Annotated in this window: 13 protein-coding genes; 8 read left to right on the forward strand and 5 right to left on the reverse strand. The window is 57.4% G+C overall.

All coding sequences use genetic code 11. The features are described 5' to 3' along the window. The first annotated feature begins 13 nt into the window (after positions 1-13). From IK083_04225 to IK083_04260, 8 genes are all read left to right on the forward strand, one after another. Positions 14-1,138: a type IV pilus twitching motility protein PilT gene (locus IK083_04225; GenBank protein MBR4748763.1), complete on the forward strand. Its 1,125-nt coding sequence runs from the start codon at positions 14-16 to the stop codon at positions 1,136-1,138. A gap of 18 nt (positions 1,139-1,156) precedes the next feature. Next, positions 1,157-2,380: a type II secretion system F family protein gene (locus IK083_04230; GenBank protein MBR4748764.1), complete on the forward strand. Its 1,224-nt coding sequence runs from the start codon at positions 1,157-1,159 to the stop codon at positions 2,378-2,380. Between the two features lie 103 nt (positions 2,381-2,483). Next, positions 2,484-3,392, forward strand: coding sequence for a prepilin peptidase (locus tag IK083_04235; GenBank protein ID MBR4748765.1), 909 nt, complete (start codon positions 2,484-2,486; stop codon positions 3,390-3,392). Positions 3,393-3,484: 92 nt separating this feature from the next. Continuing rightward, positions 3,485-4,225, forward strand: coding sequence for a DUF1559 domain-containing protein (locus tag IK083_04240; protein MBR4748766.1), 741 nt, complete (start codon positions 3,485-3,487; stop codon positions 4,223-4,225). 38 nt (positions 4,226-4,263) lie between these two features. Continuing rightward, positions 4,264-6,228, forward strand: coding sequence for a hypothetical protein (locus IK083_04245; GenBank protein MBR4748767.1), 1,965 nt, complete (start codon positions 4,264-4,266; stop codon positions 6,226-6,228). A 3-nt stretch (positions 6,229-6,231) separates the two neighbouring features. Then, positions 6,232-8,136 (forward strand): prepilin-type N-terminal cleavage/methylation domain-containing protein, encoded by a 1,905-nt coding sequence (locus IK083_04250; GenBank protein ID MBR4748768.1) that lies wholly within the window; start codon positions 6,232-6,234, stop codon positions 8,134-8,136. 10 nt (positions 8,137-8,146) lie between these two features. Beyond that, positions 8,147-10,861 carry a hypothetical protein gene (locus IK083_04255; GenBank protein ID MBR4748769.1) on the forward strand — a complete coding sequence of 905 codons (2,715 nt, stop codon included), beginning with the start codon at positions 8,147-8,149 and terminating at the stop codon, positions 10,859-10,861. A 95-nt stretch (positions 10,862-10,956) separates the two neighbouring features. Next, positions 10,957-15,879 carry a hypothetical protein gene (locus IK083_04260; GenBank protein MBR4748770.1) on the forward strand — a complete coding sequence of 1,641 codons (4,923 nt, stop codon included), beginning with the start codon at positions 10,957-10,959 and terminating at the stop codon, positions 15,877-15,879. 46 nt (positions 15,880-15,925) lie between these two features. Here IK083_04260 and IK083_04265 read toward each other — a convergent pair whose 3' ends face one another. The 5 genes from IK083_04265 to dnaX are packed head-to-tail and all read right to left on the reverse strand — an operon-like array spanning position 15,926 to position 19,842. Continuing rightward, positions 15,926-16,609 (reverse strand): biotin--[acetyl-CoA-carboxylase] ligase, encoded by a 684-nt coding sequence (locus tag IK083_04265; protein MBR4748771.1) that lies wholly within the window; start codon positions 16,607-16,609, stop codon positions 15,926-15,928. Positions 16,610-16,611: 2 nt separating this feature from the next. Continuing rightward, positions 16,612-17,259, reverse strand: coding sequence for a DnaJ domain-containing protein (locus IK083_04270; protein MBR4748772.1), 648 nt, complete (start codon positions 17,257-17,259; stop codon positions 16,612-16,614). A 2-nt stretch (positions 17,260-17,261) separates the two neighbouring features. Next, positions 17,262-17,705: a 2-amino-4-hydroxy-6-hydroxymethyldihydropteridine diphosphokinase gene (gene folK, locus IK083_04275; protein ID MBR4748773.1), complete on the reverse strand. Its 444-nt coding sequence runs from the start codon at positions 17,703-17,705 to the stop codon at positions 17,262-17,264. After that, complete coding sequence (locus tag IK083_04280; protein MBR4748774.1) at positions 17,706-18,059, reverse strand: YbaB/EbfC family nucleoid-associated protein; 354 nt, start codon at positions 18,057-18,059, stop codon at positions 17,706-17,708. Between the two features lie 13 nt (positions 18,060-18,072). Beyond that, positions 18,073-19,842 carry a DNA polymerase III subunit gamma/tau gene (dnaX, locus tag IK083_04285; GenBank protein MBR4748775.1) on the reverse strand — a complete coding sequence of 590 codons (1,770 nt, stop codon included), beginning with the start codon at positions 19,840-19,842 and terminating at the stop codon, positions 18,073-18,075. Positions 19,843-19,991 lie beyond the last annotated feature (149 nt).

Here is a 19,991-nt window from a genome sequence, read left to right on the forward strand (position 1 = left end):
TAGGGGAGACTATATGGCAGACAAACCTACTACCTTCGCTCCTCAGGACGTCAAGTCCCTGAACGACGTCCATCTGGACGATCTGCTGAACGAAATGGCCAGCCTGGGCTCCTCCGACCTTCACCTGGCGGTGGGGCTCCCGCCCATGATCCGCAAGGACGGCGGTCTCAGGAAGCTGAACTATGAAGTCTTCAAGCCCATGATCCTCCAGAGGGTCATATACGACATCCTGAACGACGAGCAGATACAGAAGTTCGAAGAGTCCTGGGAGCTGGATATGTCTTACTACGTCCAGAACCTGGCCCGTTTCAGGGTGAACATATATAAGGACAGAGGCAATCTGGCCGGCGCCTTCCGTATCATCCCCATGAAGACCCCTACCATCGAGGAGATGGGTCTTCCCAAGGTGCTGGGGGATCTGTGCGAAAAGCCCAGAGGCCTCATACTGGTGACCGGTCCTACCGGCTCCGGCAAGTCCACCACCCTGGCTGCCATGGTCCACAAGATCAATCTGGAGCAGGAGCAGCATATCATCACCATCGAGGACCCTGTGGAATTTGTCCACAATCACATCAAGAGCATCGTCAATCAGAGAGAAGTGGGCACGGACACCAAGGCCTTTGCCAACGCTCTGAGAGCCGCCATGCGTGAAGACCCGGACGTCATCCTGGTGGGTGAAATGAGAGACCTGGATACCATGCAGAATGCTATCCGGGCCGCCGAGACAGGCCACCTGGTCTTTGCCACCCTCCACACCAATTCCGCGTCTTCCACCGTGGACAGGATCGTGGACTCCTTCCCTGCGGAGCAGCAGGAGCAGATCAGGCTCATGCTGTCCAACTCCCTGCAGGCTATCCTGTGCCAGCAGCTGCTGCCCAGAGCCTCCGGCAAGGGCCGTATAGCCGCCATGGAGATCCTGCTGGGGACTCCCGCCGTGCGCAACCTTATCCGTGAATCCAAGAGCCATCAGCTGACCAGTACCATCCAGACCAGCGGCGGTATCGGCATGCAGACCATGGACCAGCACCTGAAGGAGCTGTATCAGTCCGGAATGGTCACCTATGACGACGCCGTGGGCAAGGCCATGAGCCCAGAAGAGTTCAAGGCCATGGTATCGTCGGGTCAAGTGAAAAAATAACCATAGGAGGCAGTACACATGCCCAGTTTTTCGTATACCATCAAGGACGAAGAAGAAAAGATCCTGGAAGGCACAGCCGAAGCCGACAGTGAAGATATTCTCCGCACCCGTCTTTCCGAACAGGGCTTTACCGTTCTCGAGATAAAGCAAACCAAGACCACCACCGGCGCCCGCAAGGTGTACGGCGGCGTCAAGGCCAAGGACCTGTCCATCATGTGCAGACAGTTCTCCGTTATGATCGACGCCGGCGTGTCCCTGGTCCGCAGCCTGAACGTTCTCAGTCAGCAGGTGTCCAACCCCAAGCTGAAGATAGTGCTGGAGGACGTGAAGCTGGACGTGGAGGCTGGTAATCAGCTCTACAAGGCTCTGTCAAAGTATCCCGCCATATTCGACAGACTGTTCGTCGGTCTGATCAAGGCCGGCGAGGTCGGCGGTAACCTGGAAGAGTCCCTGCACAGACTGTCGGAGTTCCTGGAGTCCGACGTGAAGCTCAAGAACAAGATCAAGTCCGCTATGACCTATCCTACGGTAGTTATGGTGGCGGCCATCACCATCGTGCTGGTGCTGATGACCTTTGTCATCCCTCAGTTTTTGAGCATGTTTGAGGACCTGGGCGTCAAGGAGCTCCCTCCCACCACCCAGTTCCTGAAGGACTTTTCCGACTTCCTGCTGCAGAAGTGGTATCTGCTCATAGGCATCGTGGCCTGCGCCGTGGGTCTGTGGAAGTGGATCGCCTCCACCAAACTGGGCAACAGGTGTATCGACTGGGGCAAGCTGAAGGTGCCCGTGTTCGGCGATCTGACCCTGAAGGTGGCTATCAGCCGTTTTGCCAGAACCCTGGCTACCCTCCTCTCCTCCGGCGTGCCCATTCTGCAAGCCATGGAGACCGTGGCCGGCACCGTGTCCAACGAGATCATCTCCGACGCCATCTTTGACGCCAGAGAAGCCATCCGCGAAGGTGAGGGCATCGCTCCTCCTCTGGAGCGCAGCAAGCTGTTTCCTCCCATGGTGGTCCACATGATCGCCATCGGACAGGAGTCCGGCGCTCTGGACCCCATGCTCCTGAAGGTGGCAGACTTCTACGAGGACGAGGTGGACAACATGGTGGCCTCCCTGACCTCGGCTCTGGAGCCTTTGCTGATCATATTCCTGGGCGGAATAGTCGGCTTTATCGTCATATCGGTCTTTATGCCTATCATCAACATCACCCAGACCCTGTCCGGTGACGGCGCTGCCGAATAGGTACAGAGATATAATTGAAACTTTTGGGTCTATCAGTGCGTCGCACTGATAGACTTTTTTATGTCCGGACCGCGGGGAGCCGTCCGGTAACAGAGGTGTCAGCGTGAACATTCAGCTATTGACCATAGGCATAGTATTTGCCTTTCTCTTCGGGATCACCATAGGCAGCTTTCTCAACGTGTGCATATACAGGCTGCCTCTCGGTATGTCCGTCAATTTTCCCCCTTCCCATTGTCCCAAATGCAAGCACAGGCTGGGGGCGGCGGACCTGTTTCCTCTCTTCAGCTTCCTGCTTTTGGGCCGCAAATGCAGATATTGCGGCGCCCCCATCAGCTGGACCTACTTTTCCCGGGAGCTGCTCACCGGGCTCATATTCGTGTGCATCTTCCTCCGGTTCGGCTACAGCATAGACACTGTGTGCTACTGCCTCTTTGCCGCGGGGCTCATAGTGGCCTTCTTCACCGACCTGGAGACCTACATCATACCCGACTCGGTGAACATAGCCCTCTGCATCTTCGGCGTGGCCCGGGATATAGCCCGGATAGCCGAGGCCTCCGGCTACGCAGTGGGCGGCGGCTCCGCCCTGACCCTCTACAGCATCCCCTTTACGGACGTGAGCTTTCGCATGATGCCCTCGGTCATGGGCATAGTGCTGTGCGGCGGCGCCTTCTGGCTGCTGACGGTGATAGGCTACCACGCCTTCAGGCCCAGAGATCCCAAAAAGAGAGAGGGCTACGAAGGCGCCATGGGCATGGGCGACGTGTTTCTGGCAGCCGGCATAGGCGCGGTGCTGGGGGCCCGGAAGGGCTTTATCAGCTTTCTCGCGGCCATATTTCTGGGCACCTTCATCGGCCTTATAGTGATAGCCGTCCGCAGGAGAAAGGGCGACCTGCAGGGAGAGGGCACCATGATCCCCTTCGGGCCCTTTATGGCCGCCGGAGCCATGATAGTACTCTTCTTTGCAGACAAGCTGACCCTCCTCTGGAAACTGTGGCTGGGCCTGTTTGCATGATACAGAAAATACCAGAACGCGGGAACATTGAACGGATTTAGACAGACTAATAAATGTATGCGAATACATTAATTTTTGCAAGGGTTGAATCTATGAATACGAGAAACAAATTCATGCATGAAGGCTTTACTCTCATCGAGCTGCTTACGGTCATAGCCATAATTGCTATATTGTCCGCTATCATTTTCCCGATCATGAAGAGCGTGTCCGAGCAGACGGATCGCACCGCCTGCACCTCCAATATGAAGGAGATAGGGGTGGCTCTCTCCATGTATCACGCCGACAACGGCCGCTATCCGGCCGGACTGGCTCCCGACGTGGAGTATGACGGCGACGGCAATCCCAAGGGCATCACAGGCTCCAAGACCAACCTGTTCGCCAATGACTATCTGGCCAACACCGAAGCTTTTCATTGCCCCTCCGACGTCCGTTTTGAGGACAAGTATGAAGTTGTTAAGCTCGCCGACAGGGACGTGTACGCCTATTCGTCCTACGAGGTGTATATCAACGACGCCTCCTCCTATGACAACGTAGGCACCGACAACGTGGTCTGCTACAACGCAGGCAGCAACCCCGTGAAGCAGTACGCCCTGTCCTGGACCAATGACAAGGACGCCGCCGGCACCGATTATGCCAGGCAGCTCAAATGGAAGAACCCTCCTTCAAGCACCGTGGTCTGCTGGTGCATGAATCATGCCGATTACCCTTACGCTCAGGACGGCTCCGCCTCCGGCAAGTCGCTGGTGCTGTTCCTGGACGGTCACGTAGATCTGTTTAACGACGTATCCATAGTGGCAGGCAACACCTGGAAAGTAAAGCCCATCAAAGAATAGAGTTCCGTATTAGAATGCAGGATAGAAGAATGAAAGCTATGAAAAGAATAACAGCTGTGCATGGCAGACGCGGTTCTACGCTGATCGAGATCCTTGTCACGATATTTGTCCTGACAGGCGGTTTGTTTGTTCTGTACGGAATGTATCCTCAAGGCTTCAATATTCTGGAAAATGCCCGGAATATCAATACAGCCAAGGGGCTTATCCAGACAAGTATCTCGGATCTGCAGTCCAGAGCCGGCAATTTGCCATTTGCCATAGTTCCGTGCGACGATCTCGGAGATCCGGACGGCAGGATCCAGCAGGGCAACGGCACCGTGAAGATCTCCGCCCTCAACCCTTATCTCACCGAGAAGAACACCTTTGAGACCGACGAAGACGGCAACTACAAGGCCGACGGCCAGGGCAATTATCAGAGAGGCAGCCTGCTCCGCAGCAGAAAGGTAGTGGGCGAAAAGACCGAGATACCCGGCGGGGACTACGTGACCACCGCCAACGGCAACCTCTACGGCGGCAAATACACGCTGCTCTTCAGCCCCATAGACACCGAGAGAGACGCTGCCGGCAAGCTGGTCCGCTTCAGGATAGCAGGTCCCGAGATGACTCTCATAGACGACTCGGCCACCTCCCAGTATCCGGTCAATCAGATATGGACCGATGCAGAATTCGGCTGCTACTTCAGCGAATATGACAGCAGGCTGTATTTTGCATTTTTGCCCTCTTCCGTCTATACCACCATGGACTATACCCGGAAGCTGGACTACGACAGAAAGTATTACGTATCCTACATGGTGCGCAACCAGACCACGGGCCAGGTGTTCCGCAAGGAAGGCGGCATCCGGGTCAAGTCCGACTACGACGGCAGATGGAGCACCCTGTTTTATGACTACGACGAGAACAACGCCGAGCTGAACACCACCAACCTGATGGACGTGGGCAACGGCTACGTATTCCTGGCGGACACCCTGAAGGTCAAGAGGATCTTCGAAGAGGTGACGGACGGCAGCTTTGGCAGAGATCCCTACCAGTTCGTCATGGCCGACCCCATCGTGGGCACCGTAGTATTCAACCCTCTCGGCCACGACCTGAAGTTTGAGGCGGACGGCCGCAAGACGGCTCTGACCGCCACCATAGACTACATGATATATGACTCCCGCATCATCGCGCAGGACTTCCAGTTCCCTGCCAGTCACGATTATGACGGCTCGGTGAAGCTGAAGCTGCACACGGGAGGCATCCTGGGCGTGGGCAGTCCCACCGACATCACCGACGGCGCCGGCACGGACAACCCCGACGAGCCCACCTTTGAAGGCCTCATCAGAGGCGCCTTTGACGCCACGGGCAACGTGAACCTGCAGCTGGGCCACAAGATATCCACGGTGGACGAGCTGGTGCTGCCTCAGTCGGTGCTCATCATCGACATGGCCACCGGTCTCAGAGTGTTCCCGGCCGACGAGGACGCTTCGGATATATCCATCGACTTTGGCAACGGAGTCATCAACTTCCGGTCCTCCACGGTGGATCTGATCAGCTGGGCCGACGGCTCCTCCAGACCCGTGTATTCGGACGTGGATATGTCCAACAGGGCCGTGAGAGTGTATTACCGCACGGACAACGACTGGCTGGTGAAGTTCGTCAAGCTGCCCGACAGCTTCATGGACAACGGCAAGGGCGAGAAGAACTACAACCTGAACGTGGACCTCAACTGGGACGAATACGGCATAGCGGCCAACTCTCCCGGCAGGGTGTATTTCCCTCAGGTGTACGCCGGTCTGGACGTACTGGTGGACTATGTGGACACGGACGGCAACGCCGTGTACGGCGAGCTGCAGAAGATATCCGAGTTCCCCGAGGACAACCAAAGCAGCTGCTACATCGAGCTGAAGAATGACGCCGAGTCCATCTCCAACATCAGAGGCTCGGGGATCAACGTAGGCGCTTACTGGAGAAACAACGGTAAGTTCAGAGCGAGAGACATCAATTTTTCAATCATCGGACAGTAAAATATGAAAAGCATGATCATTAACAGAGCGCCAGTGAGCCGGCAAGGCTTCACTCTCATGGAGCTTTTGGTAGTATTGGCTCTTTCTATCATTCTTATGGCGCTGCTCCTGGTACCTATCTACAAGACTCTGGAAAACAACCGTCTTACCGGAGCCAGTGTGAACGCCCAGAAGTCTGCCCGGGATGCCATGGACAAGGTGAGAAAGGATATCTCAGAGGCTATATACGTCTATGACTCCGGCGAGACTCCCATGCTGCTGCCCGTCAACCATTTGGTGGACTCCGACGGCAACTTTGTCGACAAGCCTGTGGTCCTGGACAATGCCGTGATCAATCTGATCATGCCCAAGACCGAGTTCTACTGCTCCAATCCGGATCACGATCCCTCTGCCAGCAGGAGCTTTCCAAGAGGCGACAGATACGCCGACGACGGGCTGGAAATGGCTATCAACGAATGTCCTTCCTGCCACACCAGCCAGTTCGTAAAGGTAGTCCCCAAGACTCCCATCGAAAAGGGCAATCTGGTGGTCAGATACTTCCTGGGCCTCAAATACAACAAGGACGAGGATGCCAATAGGAGCATCATGACTGCCGGCGACCTGCTGGCCGATCCTCTGGACTGGACAGTGGCCGACAACGAGGGCTGGAGACCCGAGTCCAACTGGAACGAGGCAGAGGGCATGGACAACAGCCTGATCCTCTACCGGGTGGAATTCGATCCCTATGACGACAGCCTGTTCCCCGAGGAATACTCTCTGCCCGAGGACAGAGAAGCCGCTCCCGAGCAGTGGGACAAGGTGATGGCCAGGAGGATCTCCGACGCCAACGTGTTCTATCATCCCGACGTGGCCGACGTATGGGCCGAGCGGGCCGACACCGTGGGCCTGGCGGAGGCCATGGACCTGGGCGCCGCCGACAAGGACAGAGATTACGTGGACGGCCACCCCTTCAGAGTCAAGGCTACCGTGGCCTTTGTGCCCGCAGCCATAGCCGGCGAGGCTCCCAGAGCCGACACCGGCAACGAGGCTGTCTTTGACGGACAGGGCTTTGCCCCTGCCTCCTACAGCACCAAATACGCCCTGCTGGGCAAGACCCTGAGGGTGGAGGTGACCCGCTCCGACGCCAACATGCAGCCCGTGAAGAAGTGGCTCCTGGAGGTGGCTCCCAACGGCTCCAACGGCATCCTCAAGGAGTATGCCTCGCCGTCGGATCCCACCAGCGCTCTCAGCAGCGTGTTCGACGTGAACGACTATATGTACGGCGCTTCCCGCAGCGTGTCCCTGACGGATATGCAGGGCGAGGATATGCCCATGGCCTTCACCTTCAACGCCGAGAACGGCAAGATAGAGTTCGGCCTGGTTCCCAAGCCCAATCCGGAGCTGCAGGACAACCTGGATCAGACCCGGCTGTTCTACTATCCCGACATAGACGTTTACGGCTACAAGTTTCTGGAATATCCCAACGCTTCCGTGGTTCCCGGCAGCGAACAGGTGAGCTATTACAACGCCTATTACCGCAACAACACCGGCGACATAGTGGAGAACGGCTACGTGACCTACAACGATCTGGAAGCCCACGGGGTGGACAGCGTGTTTTATCAGCGGGCGCCTTATTCCCTGGGTCAGCTGACCTACAACCAGTACAAGATGGATTATGAAAAGGGTATAGTTTACTGGAAGCCCTTGCTCGCCCATAACGCCAACGTGTTTCCCGAGCTCTATATTGACATACCCACGGTCAATTACAGGATCCAGTTCAACAAGCCTTCCGACAAGGTTACTATTTCCTACAGCACCAACGAGGTTATCGACGTGGTCATGGATATGAGGATGCACTACAGCAACAGCTTCCCGCCCAAGTCCTCTTCGGTAAACGAAAAGGTCGTGGTAGGCAATGCGTTAAGATAGGGGCAGGACTATGATGCGTACCAATAATTCCAAGGGTTTTACTCTGATACTTGCCTTGATAGTATTGACCCTGCTATCAACACTGCTGGCTCTGTTCATCGCCATGGTGTCATCCAATCTGAGGCAGTCCCAGAATTCGCTGAAGATCTCCACCATCGAAGTGATGGCCAACTCGGGCATAGATTACTGCAACAACATGCTGATCCACAGCCCGGACGGAGCCGACTGGCGGCCTGTACCCGACAACATATCCATGGTCGAAGACTGGATGCCCGATCCGGCCAATCCCATGCCCGACGAAGCCGACTGTGTGGCCAACCTGAGGGAGCTGGCGGAATCGGACCCCGATTATGACAACCTGATAGCCTATTGGCCCACGGAGCTGCAGACTGCCGACGGCATCACCTACGCAGGCCCCAACGGCGGCTACACCAGAGTCAACTCCGGCGACGGCAGATTCCTGGTGAGGGTGTCCTATGACAGCGTCACCCCCGGCGAGGACGGAGTCTATTTTGCCAACTTCTTCGACGCAGAGTCCAAGTTCATCAGGATAGAATCCATAGGCAAGCTGGGCGTAGTGGACGAAAACGATCCCACTACCATGAAGCCCTACGGCAATCCCACCAAGCAGCATTATCTGGTGGCCTACAAGCCCATAGGCATCACCGACTATCTGAGGTTCGTCACCAACAAGGACAACCGCAAGACAGTGTTCAATATAGGCACCGATTTTCTCCATGAGACCTTTGGCCGGGCTCAGACCCGCTACTCCTTCAGAGGCGCTCCCATGAGGATCCAGGGCGACGCCGAGTTCGACGCCAACTGCAACGTGTTCCTCAGAGGACAGGAGCTGGACGTGAACGGCAGCAGCGTGGTATCCCCCAGAGACTATCTGGAGATCACCGGCGAGCTCTCCAATCCCGACCTGGAGTTCGTCACTCTGTTCTCCTGCGACGACACGCGCTCCGATCTCATGGACGACAACGTCAGCAAGGACCTCTTTGTCAAGAGAGGCGGCGCCAGGACCGGCGACGGCGTGACCAGGATCGCCGCTCCCATACTGGACGTCAGCGACGTGACCAAGGCCAACCTGAGATACAGGGCCCTGACCAAGAATTCGGGCAAGTATCTGGCCGACACCGGCAGGAATTCCGGCGAGTTCGGCTGGGGCTCGGGTATATATATCAACAATACCTCCGACGTGCAGAAGGAATCGGAGACCCTCTTCGGCGGCTATTCGCTGAGAGCCGACTGGCTGAATCCGGGCAACCTGTTCAGCAGGAACTGGCAGGGTCCCTACTATATCCCGCCCGGAGTGGTGGTGGTGCTGCATCCCGACATCAGTACGGGCATCACCATTACCCGCACCGATTTTGACTCCCGCAACAAGAACAGAGTCTGGTGCGACGCCGAGGGCTACCCCCATCCCGAATGGGGCGCCACCATCAACGTGCCCTATCCCGTGGAGGGAGAGGACCGCAGCTTTGACGGCAACGGACTGCCCCGGTGGGCCGACCCCGGCCAGAGCCGGATAAAGGGCAACGGCGTGCTGTATGCCGAGGGCAATATCCGCATCAAGGGTATGCTGCCCGAGAACGTGCAGCTGACGGTGGTATCCAACGAGAACATCTACATCGAGGGCAACCTGCTCAAATACAGGACTGCCGACACAGAGCTGGACAGGGCAGTGGATATGCTGGGCCAGGACTCTTCGCCTGTGGACCACAGATGCTCCCTCAGCCTGCTGGCCCGGAACAACGTGGTGGTGAATACCACTCAGTTCCTGGCTCCTCAGATGGCTCTGGGTCCCGACGACACGGCCTCCGACGCAGACGGCAGCAACGAGCCTCCCTACCATATGGAGCTGTCTCCCATGGATTATGGCCGCAGCTTCAGCTGGAGCTACATGTTCGGCCCCTACGAGAGCGAGACCGACCTCTACGGCGCCGTGCTGGCCAACGGCTACAACGTGATGCTGCGCCATTCTTCCAAGAACGGCTTCGTGGACGCCTATATGGACGTCTATAATCAGAACGTCCGCAACTGGAGATCTCTCAACTGGGGCAGCGAGCTCAACCAGAATCCATATTACAGAGACAACGCCTATCGCAACAAGCTGAGAATGGACGGCGGCAACGCCTGGGATACCCTGGCCAACGGCTCCGGCTGGAGATACGCCGAGGAATACTTCAAGCTGTTTGACAGTGACATCTACGACGGCGCCCGTCCCACCTTTGGCGACATACAGTATATGCGCATATTCCTGGACCGGGAGTCCGTGGGCAACTATGTGCTGGGCAACATATCCGTGAACCCCATGGACGTGAGGATAGAGGCTCTGACCTATGCTCAGAACGGGTCCTTCTTCATCATCCCGGGCTACTGGTTCAACCCCGATCCCAACTTTGACAATGACAAGCTGTGGATGCTGGGCGACCCCATGGATATCAGAGTGACCATAGACGGCGCCATCTCCGAGAACGTGATGGCCGACAAGAGCGACCAGAGAGCCTGGATGGAAAAGTGGGGCAAGACCTTTGACCCCTCGCTGGAGGACCACGACAGCTATCACGACGGACAGGGCCTCAACATACTGTATGACGATCACCTGGCTTACCCGGTGGTGGACATGCAGCCCATCCGGACCGACAGATACGGCAGAGTGCTGCCCGTGTCGCCCAAGCTGCCAGTATCGGAGACCCTGGTGTATAAGGGCCGACCATAAATTAAGAGGCTGCAGCGCAGCCTTTTAATATCATAGAGCCATTGAAGTACAGACAAAGATAGTTATATTATTATGCCCCGAGCGGAGTTTTAACTATGAGAAATACCATAAAAATCCTGTTAACAGCTGCCTTATTCGCAGTGTGCTGCACCATGCTGTTTGCCGAGGCCCAGCATTACAATGCCACGGTCAAGGTAAGAGCAGCCGTGCTGGAGCTTGCGGATGCCAACGGCAACGGTGTCATCGTCAACAGAAGCGGCACCGCCAGGACCATATCTTCGGGTTGGCTCGATACTCTGCTGACCTTCCAGAGCCTGAATCTGTCAAGGGATACCATCGGCATAGACGCCAGAGCCAACATTGAGTTTGAGTTCTACAATCCCAATGCCATGCCCGAGTATGCTCAGTTTGCCGACTACGCAGGGAATACTAATATAAATCCGACCAATTTCTACAACGACCAGAGAAACAATCCCGTGTACTGGCTGCTGCCTGCCGACTGCGTGACAGCCAGGGCCCTCTCGCAGCTGGACGTGCTGCTGGTGCCCTATGCCGCCGGCGACGTGTATCAGCTCCTGTCCATGAACAAGACAGTCAAGGACTGGGTAGCCAGGGGCGGCGTGTTGTGGTATGACACGGACAAGCCCTCCAAGAGCGTGCCCATAGATATCACTCCCATAGTCAAGCTGTCCTTTGGCAAGGCCTCCGGACGCTCCGGTATCAGCAGCACCAGCCCCATACTGGACTATCCCTTCGTGCTGGATCTGGACAAGATCACCGACCTGTCCGAGGGCAGCCTGCAGCAGACAGGCACTCTGGGTCTGGAGCACAATTTTTCCGCCATCACCTTCAACAACGACGCTCCTTCCTACAGCGTGGTGAAGGTGGGCGAGGGCAAGGTGGTCTTCAGCTTTGATTCCCTGACGGGAAAGATCGTGGATCTCTCCGCTTCCGACGACTACAAGAAGGCTGCCTTCAACATGCTGTATTATGCCCTGGGCAACACCACTCTCCGCAGCGGCGCCCTCACGGGGCTTTTGGGCAGCAGCGTGACCTATACCGGCGGCTTCGCCGGCAAGGCCAAGCCCATCATAGACGCCAACCGGGTCATCTATACCACCGACATGCCCGGCAACTACGCAGTGTATATAGAGGGTGAAAAGCTCACCAACGGCCAGTGCCCCGATCGGGACAAAAAGCTGTCCAAGCCTGCAGTGCTGGGCGAGAATGACGTGGTGGTCTATGACGAGGACGGCGTGGTCTATCTCTACGACGGTATCACCTATACCATGGGCGGCATGAACGTGGGCACAGGCAGATGGCTGAAGATCTACGAGCCTGAGGACACGGACCATCCCGATGATACCGACGACTTTGCCAACACGGACTATGCTCCTCTGGTCAGAGACAACTGGGTCTATTATGCCGACAATTACGCCAGGCTGCACTGCATCTACACCAAGGATCTCTCCTCCGGTGAGGCTCAGCACAGCTGGGTGACCAAGGTCACAGTCAACGCCAACGACAGGATGCTGCTGGCTCAGCCCCTGCTGTATTCCTGCACGGAGAGCAACGGAGCCTACGTGACCCACGTGGTCATGGCTACCAGAAAGATCAGCTCCGACTCCGACCAGCCCAGCATCTCCTCGGTGCCCGTGTTTGTGGAAAACGAGGTGTGCTCCAATCAGCCGGCCAATCAGCCCTCCACAGACGTGCTGAAGCCGGATCTGACGGTGTATCCCTCCTTTGCCAGCAACAAGATGAGCTATTACAAGACCGAGGGCGGCGAATACATGCTGGACGTGGTCTGCGAATACAACATCGACGACGAGCTGCCGGTGGAGCAGTTCACCCTGACAGAGGGCTCGGACTATACAGTGGAGGACAACAAGAGTCTGATGCTGAAGTCCAAGAGGGTGACCAACAGCGAAGACGATTCCTCCTATCTTGCCATGTCCGATGACAGCGACCTGGTGAGGGGCGAGTCCAGGCTGAAGTACGTGCGCCTCAGCGACATGAAGTTCATCCTGACCTACGTGCCCAAATACGATAATGCTCCGGTGGGAGGCGGCACGGGAACGCGTCATTTCTACATAGAGAACAACGTGCTGGCCAATGCGGGCGACGGCTTTGTCATCAAACTGAAGACCTATGACGTGGACGAGACCGGCTCCAAAAAGAACAGATACATAGCCAAGATCTACAACAATTCCATTATCACCAACGGGACCGTGGCCAACACCAGAGCCATGCAGTGGTCCTATCTGGTACACGGCGGTTATGACGGCATGAAGCTGCCCGAGGGCACCTCCACCTACACCGGCTCTCTCAAGTCGGAGATCGACTGGGAGTTTCCTTACGGGACCACGAACCTGCCGGATATCACCAGCCTTTCCGATCCCGTCGCAGTGGGCGACAGAGTCTATTTTACAGCCACTGCCACCGTTGACGGCATCAACAGGACGGCTGTCATCTGCGTCAAGAACGACCCTACATACAAGCTGAAGATCGTGGACGAAGACGGCAACCCCGTACGCCTCTACAGCAACAAAAAGAATGAGTCCGACGCCTGGGTGCGGGACAAGACCTATGACGTGATGATATATCAGCCCGATCCCGTGTTCAAGGATTACGGACCCGACGCCATCCGGTTCAACGTGCGCAACGCCGGCCTGCAGCTGGGTCTGGATGAAGAACAGGGCATCATCACCATCACCAAGAACAACACCCTGCGGCACACCGTGGGCGAAAACTCCGATCCCAAGTGGCTGCCCTGCGGCGGCGTGACGGCCGCCCTGCCCGTGTTCGTCAGCGTGGACGCCAAATTCCTGCCCATCAAGAACGACACCTATCCCTTCATACCGGACGATTACAACGAGAACAACACCTCCAACAGCCTCAGCGTGTGGGACGGTGACAGCAATAAGACCAAGAAGCTCTACGTGGATATGAGCGAATGGCAGACCCTGTGCTGGTACAGCATCCTGCCCGGCAACACCAAGGCCGCCATCTGCCCGGTGGTGTCCGGGGACAACGTGATGGTCTTTGCCGAGACCCAGGACGAGAACTCCAGCTTCGTGAGCAACAGCGTATATACCATTTCGCCCAAGGCCAATATTCTCTCCGGCAGCAAAGTGACAGACATCAAGTCGTCGGGCCTGCCCGACTCTCTCTATCTGACAGGCAACAGCAACGTGGCCATGGGCGTTCCGTCCATAGGCAGCAACCTGATAGCTGCCCCCGCTCAGGTCAGCGGGACCCCGGGTATCGCCCTGTTTGAAAACAGCCGCACCCTGGTGGTGGACAACAACAAGGTGCTGGAGATAGACGGCAACGGCGACGCCGCCTGGAGGCTGACCAATCCCGAGATGATGATCCGGGACGGCAACAGCTGGGTGCGCAGCGGCTTCACCCTGAACAATCCGGTGAAGGCCTCCTACCACGTGGACGACAACTTCTACAACAAGAGCTGCATCGTGGTAGCCGACGCCGGCAGAAAGGCAGTGATGTTCTTTGACAAGGCCGGCATAGTCAAGACCAGCTCCTACGACGGCATGGAATACAGCTGGTATTTCAACAGGTTCGTGGACCAGTACGGTCTGATGCCTTCGGGCCAGAGCTCGGATCTCAGCAACATAAGCGACTTCCAGGTGTGGACCGAAAAGCTGGGCGACTTCATATACAGATACCACATCACTGTGGCCGACTCCGGCAACAAGCGCATAGTGGATATGACTCTGGTGGACAACAACGGCCATCTGGAGGACTGCTTCGTCACCGATAAGGGCGAGATCATGCCCTATCTGAACTGGATCTGCTACGACAGCTTTACCGACAAGAAGTTCAAGTTCACCTCCGTGCAGGTCTCCGACGTGATCAGAGACCCCGTGGCCGGCAAGGACGTCCGGCTGGTGGTGGCAGGCATCGCCAACTTCAACGCTGCCGAGCGCAGCGGCCTGAAGAAGAGCAAGGGCGGCTCGGTGCTCATCTATTCCTATGATCTGCTGGACAACACAGACACAGTGAACAGATACGGCAAGGCCATCGACTCCATAGGCAAGAAGACCGACAAGCTGGGCGTGCCCGGCACCTTCGGAGATATGCTGGCCGACAGCGTCAGCAACAAGCTGCTCCAGTCCATCAGCGGTCTGAAGAAGGCCGTCATCACGGGCTATCACTTCAACCAGGGCTCCGAGTCGGCCGATATGTCCCACATAGGCATAGCGGTGCTGGACGACAGCGGCATAGTGGAATACGTGGTGGCGAGAGACGGGTCCAACAGTCCCATACAGAACTCCGACGGCACCTATCAGTGGAAGGGCAGAAGGTTCGTGACTGCCAGCTACTTCGGTATGAACAGTCCCGAGGCCGACAAGCTGACCAGAGGCTCTCAGGTAGCCGAGTACTCGCTGGTGACCTTCCCCGGCCGCGTAAAGGCCTTCTCGGCGGACTATTACAAGAGAGCCGGCTTTGCCTCCGGCTACTCCCAGGGCAGCAACACCACCTACAGGAACAACTGGCTGCCTCTGAAGGCTCCTCTGGTGCCTATGGATCTGAAGGTCCTGGGCAACGGCAACTGGCTGGTGACCAACGGCTTCAGCGGCGACCTGAACTACCGCTACAAGAACCCCTATGACGGCAACGTATATCTGGCTAAGGGCAAATATACGGGCGAGGTGTTCGAGGTGGATTTCCAGGACGTCTATGACGGCAACGAGAACAACCAGGAGTGGTGGGCTCCCAGACTGGTCTGGAGCAACACCAACATCCGGTCCTACAACGTGGACGACTATCTGCCCAACATAGAAAAGTCCCCCAGAGCCATATGGTTCCTGGAGCTGGCAGACCAGATCGCCCTCTGGAACAGGACCGTGGAGGAGATGGACGGTGTGATCTATCCCGACCCGTCCGTGGCAGACAACGGCGACGTCAATCAGCCTACCGTGCTGGGCACCATAGTGGGCGGCTGGAGAAACAGCGGAGCCAAGATGAGCTTCCCCAAGTCTGCAGACAGATAAGAACAAACAAAAAAAGCAGACCCGCAAGGGTCTGTTTTTTTTTGTGTCAGAGGAAGGTGCCGGAGGAGAGGCGCTGCAGCCCGGAGCCTGTCTCCACCAGGAGCCTGCCCTCCCTGTCAACGCCTCTGATGACGCCGGTGACGGAGCTGCTCCCGCAGGCTACGGAGGCCCGCTCGTTCAGGAGGAGCATATGGCTGCTCCACTCTCCTATGATCTCGTCAAAGGGCAGCTCCAGACAGCGCTCCAGCTCCCGGGACAGGGGCAGGGTGAGGACCTGAGGCTCTATGAGCCTGCCGGTCTCCAGCAGCACGGAGGTGGCCCGAAGGCCCGGGGGGAAGGCTGAGGACCGGACGTTGATCCCTATGCCTATGGTCATATAGGCCGCGCCGCCGCAGGAAGCCTTTTCGCACAGGATGCCGCAGAGCTTCCGGCCGCCTGCATACAGGTCGTTGACCCATTTGAGACGGGTGTCCAGACCGCAGACCCCCAGGAGGGTCCTGCGGACTGCCAGCCCCGCCGCAAAGCTGTATTCGCCGGCGGGCCTGAGGCAGGGGAAGGCAAAGGTGATGAGCAGGGATTCCGCCGCCGTGTCATGCCACTTGCGGCCCGGCTTGCCCCGGCCCCGGGTCTGGGTCCGGGCAGTCACACAAAAAGGACTGCTGACACTTGGCAGCAGCCCCGCGGCTTGGTCCATGGTGGAATCCACCGTATCGTAGTGGAAAAAAAGCATGTCTATTTGAATATCTTGCCGAAGAAGCCTCCGCTCTTTTTGGCGCTGGTGGTGGAGCTGGTGGCCTTGCGTGGCTTGCCGCTCCTTTCCGCCACCGTGTCCATGAGCTTTTCGCGGATGGCGGGATTGTTGCCTGCCAGCTGGGCAGCCTTGGAGTAGGACGCCATGGCTACGTCGAAGGAGCGCATGGACCTGTGTATGTCGCCCTTCAGCTCCCACAGCTCGGCTGAGTTCTGCTTCAGCTCCAGAGCCTTTTCCAGCACCTGGTCGGCCTCGTTGGGCTTGGATTGCTTGATGAGGCCCCGGGCAGTCTCTATGAGGTTGGAGAACTGCAGCTCCTTTTGCCGCCGCATCTCGGGAGTCTCGATCACGATCGTTTCTTCCGGCTGCTGCTCTTCTGCGGGATGGGGCTGCCGGGCGTATTCTCTGGCCTGAGCCAGACCGAAGTCGTAGGCCTCCCTGAGGACGTCGTCCTTGAGAGTCCTGTAGGCCTCGTTTAAGGCAATAAACTTTTCGTTTGCGTCGTGCAGATTTTTGGCTATATCCGGATGATATTGGCGCACGAGCTTGTGATACTGCTTCTTCACGGTGTCCTTTGAAGCAGTCTCTTCGATATCAAGTATCTCGTAAAAGTTCTTGTCTATGTCCATACTTAAGCTGTTCCTGTAATATAGCTTCTCCAATGCAGGCGCTCTGTCTCCGGAATGATCTCGAGAGCCGGCTCGATCACAAAGGGTCTCTGTCGCAGATCCCTGTGGGGTATGACCAGGTCCGGGCTGTCGTAGATGATGTTGTCATAAAATATGATGTCTATATCTATGACCCTCGGCCCCCATTTAAATGTTTCACGCCTTCCGCATATTTTCTCCGTTTCTTTCACCCACCTGAGCAGCTCCGAAGGAGTGAGAGAGGTGGTCCCGTACAGGGCGCCGTTCAGAAAAAGGGGCTGCTCCCTGTAGCCGTAGGGCTCGGTCTCCCTCAGGGCGGACTGCCTGAGGACGGTGACCCCCGGGCTCAGCAGGCTGCAGGCCCGGGCTATGTTGGCCTCTCTGTCCCCCAGGTTGCTGCCCAGTCCCAGAAGAATGGGGACCTCCATTCAGAACTTCAGTCCGGGTATATTCAGTCCTCCGGTGAGCTGGGATACCTGAGCTTCCTCGGCTGCCTTGGCCTGCTTGACCGCCTCGTTGACGGCGGATATGATCATGTCCTGGAGCATCTCCACATCCTGGGGATCCACGCACTCGGGCTTGATGGTCAGCTCAGTCAGGGCGCAGGCGCCGGTGACCTTGGCGGTGACCATGCCGCCGCCGCTGGAGGCCTCGTAGATCTTCTGATTCAGCTCTTCCTGGATCTTTTCCTGCTCGGCCAGCATCTTCTGAGCCTGCTTCATCATGTTCTGCATGTTCATACCGCCGCCGAAGCCGCCGTAATTGTTTCTTCCTTTTGCCAATGTGGTCTCCTTGTTATTTGTATATCGTATCGATCTCCGCCTCGGGCCAGAGCTTTTTGGCCTCTGCCAGCTGGGGATGATCGTCATATCTCGGGTCGGCCAGAGGGTTGTCCGGCTCCTCCGCCGTAAGTCTGGGATTGTCCACCGTCACCGCCTCCCTGTCTGCCGGAGGCTCCTCCGGAGCCGGGGCCGTCTCCAGCCCCTCCGGGGTAGGGGGGACTACCCGGGCGTCGTCTGCCTCCCGGGGAGCTGCTTCCCGGGGCGCGGGCTCTGTCTCAAACTCCATGTTGATGTGGAACTGATAGCATTCCTCCAGAGCCTGCTCCAGAGTCTTTTTTTCCTCGATGCACAGCTTGCAGATAAAGCCGTCCGTGTGGGCAAAGCTGACAAAGAGAGTGCCGTCGCGATAATCCCTGAGGACGGCCTTTTCGGCTCCCTTGACCAGCTGCTCCTTGCGGTATTTTTCCCGCACGTAGTTCAGGTAGCGCTTCCAGAAGCTGCGCAGGTTGTCTATGCTGATGGACCTGCCGGCGGCCTGACGCTCCTTTTTGTCTGCGGCAGGCTTCGTCTGGAGCACCCGCACCGGCTTTTCAGCCGGGGCGGAGGCAGGCTGCTCGGCGGGCTGAGGCCGGGTCTCCTGCTTCGGCTGCTCCGCTCGGGGCTGTTCTGCGCGGGGCTGCTGCCGGACCGGCAGGACCTCCGGCGCCGCCGCAGGGCTCGCCGCTCCGGCGCAGGCCTTCAAAAATGCCAGCTCAAATACCAGTCTGGCGTCCGTGGTGTAGCGCAGGCTCTGCTCGGCGGACAGGAATACGTCCATCACTCTCACTATTTCCTGCACCTCGAACCGGGCCGCCTGCTCTTCCCACCGGCTGCCTCTGGTCTTGTCGGCGCCTATGCGGACTGTCAGCAGGTCTCTGAAAAACCCGGCTATCAGGGGGATGGCGTCCCTGATGTCCTTGCCGGCAGAGAGGAGCCGCCCCGAATATTCGAAGGCAGCGGCCGCATCCCTGTCCCTGACGGCCCGGGATATGTCAAAAAGTATGTCGTCCTCTATGAGTCCCAGGACCCCCGTCACGTCCTTGTCGGTGATGTTCGCGCCGGAAAAGGAGATGACCTGCTCCAGTATGCTCAGGGAATCCCTGTAGGAGCCGTTGGCGGCTCTGGCTATCAGGCTCACCGCCTCCGGGGTCATGGTCACGTGCTCGCATTCTGCCACGTGGGCCACCCGGCTGCCGATGGATTCGACAGTGCCCCGGCGGAAGTCAAACTGCTGACACCGGCTCCTGATGGTGACCGGTATCTTGTGGGCCTCGGTGGTGGCCAGTATGAACACCGCGTAGGAGGGAGGCTCTTCCAGAGTCTTGAGAAAGGCGTCCTTTGCCGTGGCGGAGAGCTGGTGGGCCTCGTCTATGATAAACACCTTGTAGCGGAGCTCCGCGGGCCTGTATTTAACGCTGTCCACTATGGCTTCCACGTCGTCCACGCCTCTGTTGCTGGCGGCGTCCATCTCATACACGTCCACGGCGTTGCCGTTCCTGATGGAGACGCAGGCCGGACACTGACAGCAGGGCTCCGCAGTGGGGCCCTTCTCACAGTTCAGGGCCTTGGCCAGTATCCTGGCCACGGTAGTCTTGCCGGTGCCTCTGGTGCCGCAGAACAGATAGGCCTGGGGGATCTTGCCTGTGGCTATAAAGTTGGATATGGTGCGGACGATATGCTCCTGTCCCACCAAATCTCCAAAGCTTTCCGATCTGTATTTTCTGAATAGAGAAATATAGCCCAAGCTATCCCTCCCGGGTATAGTTATTCATTATAATTATACTACAAAACCCCGGCCGTTTGCAACACGGTCGCTGCAATAATATGCGGCCGGGAAAGAGACTGCCGCCGCCGCGGAGCCCGGCGGAACTTTTCGGAGGCAAAAATTGTAGT

This window comes from Abditibacteriota bacterium, from assembly GCA_017552965.1.
GTDB lineage: Bacteria > Armatimonadota > UBA5829 > UBA5829 > UBA5829 > RGIG7931.

What these genes read in the sequence shown, in the direction of transcription:
- IK083_04225 (MBR4748763.1), top strand. Translation starts at nt 14, where the DNA reads ATGGCAGACAAACCTACTACCTTCGCTCCTCAGGACGTCAAGTCCCTG.
- IK083_04230 (MBR4748764.1), top strand. Translation starts at nt 1,157, where the DNA reads ATGCCCAGTTTTTCGTATACCATCAAGGACGAAGAAGAAAAGATCCTG.
- IK083_04240 (MBR4748766.1), top strand. Translation starts at nt 3,485, where the DNA reads ATGAATACGAGAAACAAATTCATGCATGAAGGCTTTACTCTCATCGAG.
- IK083_04245 (MBR4748767.1), top strand. Translation starts at nt 4,264, where the DNA reads ATGAAAAGAATAACAGCTGTGCATGGCAGACGCGGTTCTACGCTGATC.
- IK083_04250 (MBR4748768.1), top strand. Translation starts at nt 6,232, where the DNA reads ATGAAAAGCATGATCATTAACAGAGCGCCAGTGAGCCGGCAAGGCTTC.
- IK083_04255 (MBR4748769.1), top strand. Translation starts at nt 8,147, where the DNA reads ATGATGCGTACCAATAATTCCAAGGGTTTTACTCTGATACTTGCCTTG.
- IK083_04260 (MBR4748770.1), top strand. Translation starts at nt 10,957, where the DNA reads ATGAGAAATACCATAAAAATCCTGTTAACAGCTGCCTTATTCGCAGTG.
- IK083_04265 (MBR4748771.1), bottom strand. Translation starts at nt 16,609, where the DNA reads ATGCTTTTTTTCCACTACGATACGGTGGATTCCACCATGGACCAAGCC.
- IK083_04270 (MBR4748772.1), bottom strand. Translation starts at nt 17,259, where the DNA reads ATGGACATAGACAAGAACTTTTACGAGATACTTGATATCGAAGAGACT.
- folK (MBR4748773.1), bottom strand. Translation starts at nt 17,705, where the DNA reads ATGGAGGTCCCCATTCTTCTGGGACTGGGCAGCAACCTGGGGGACAGA.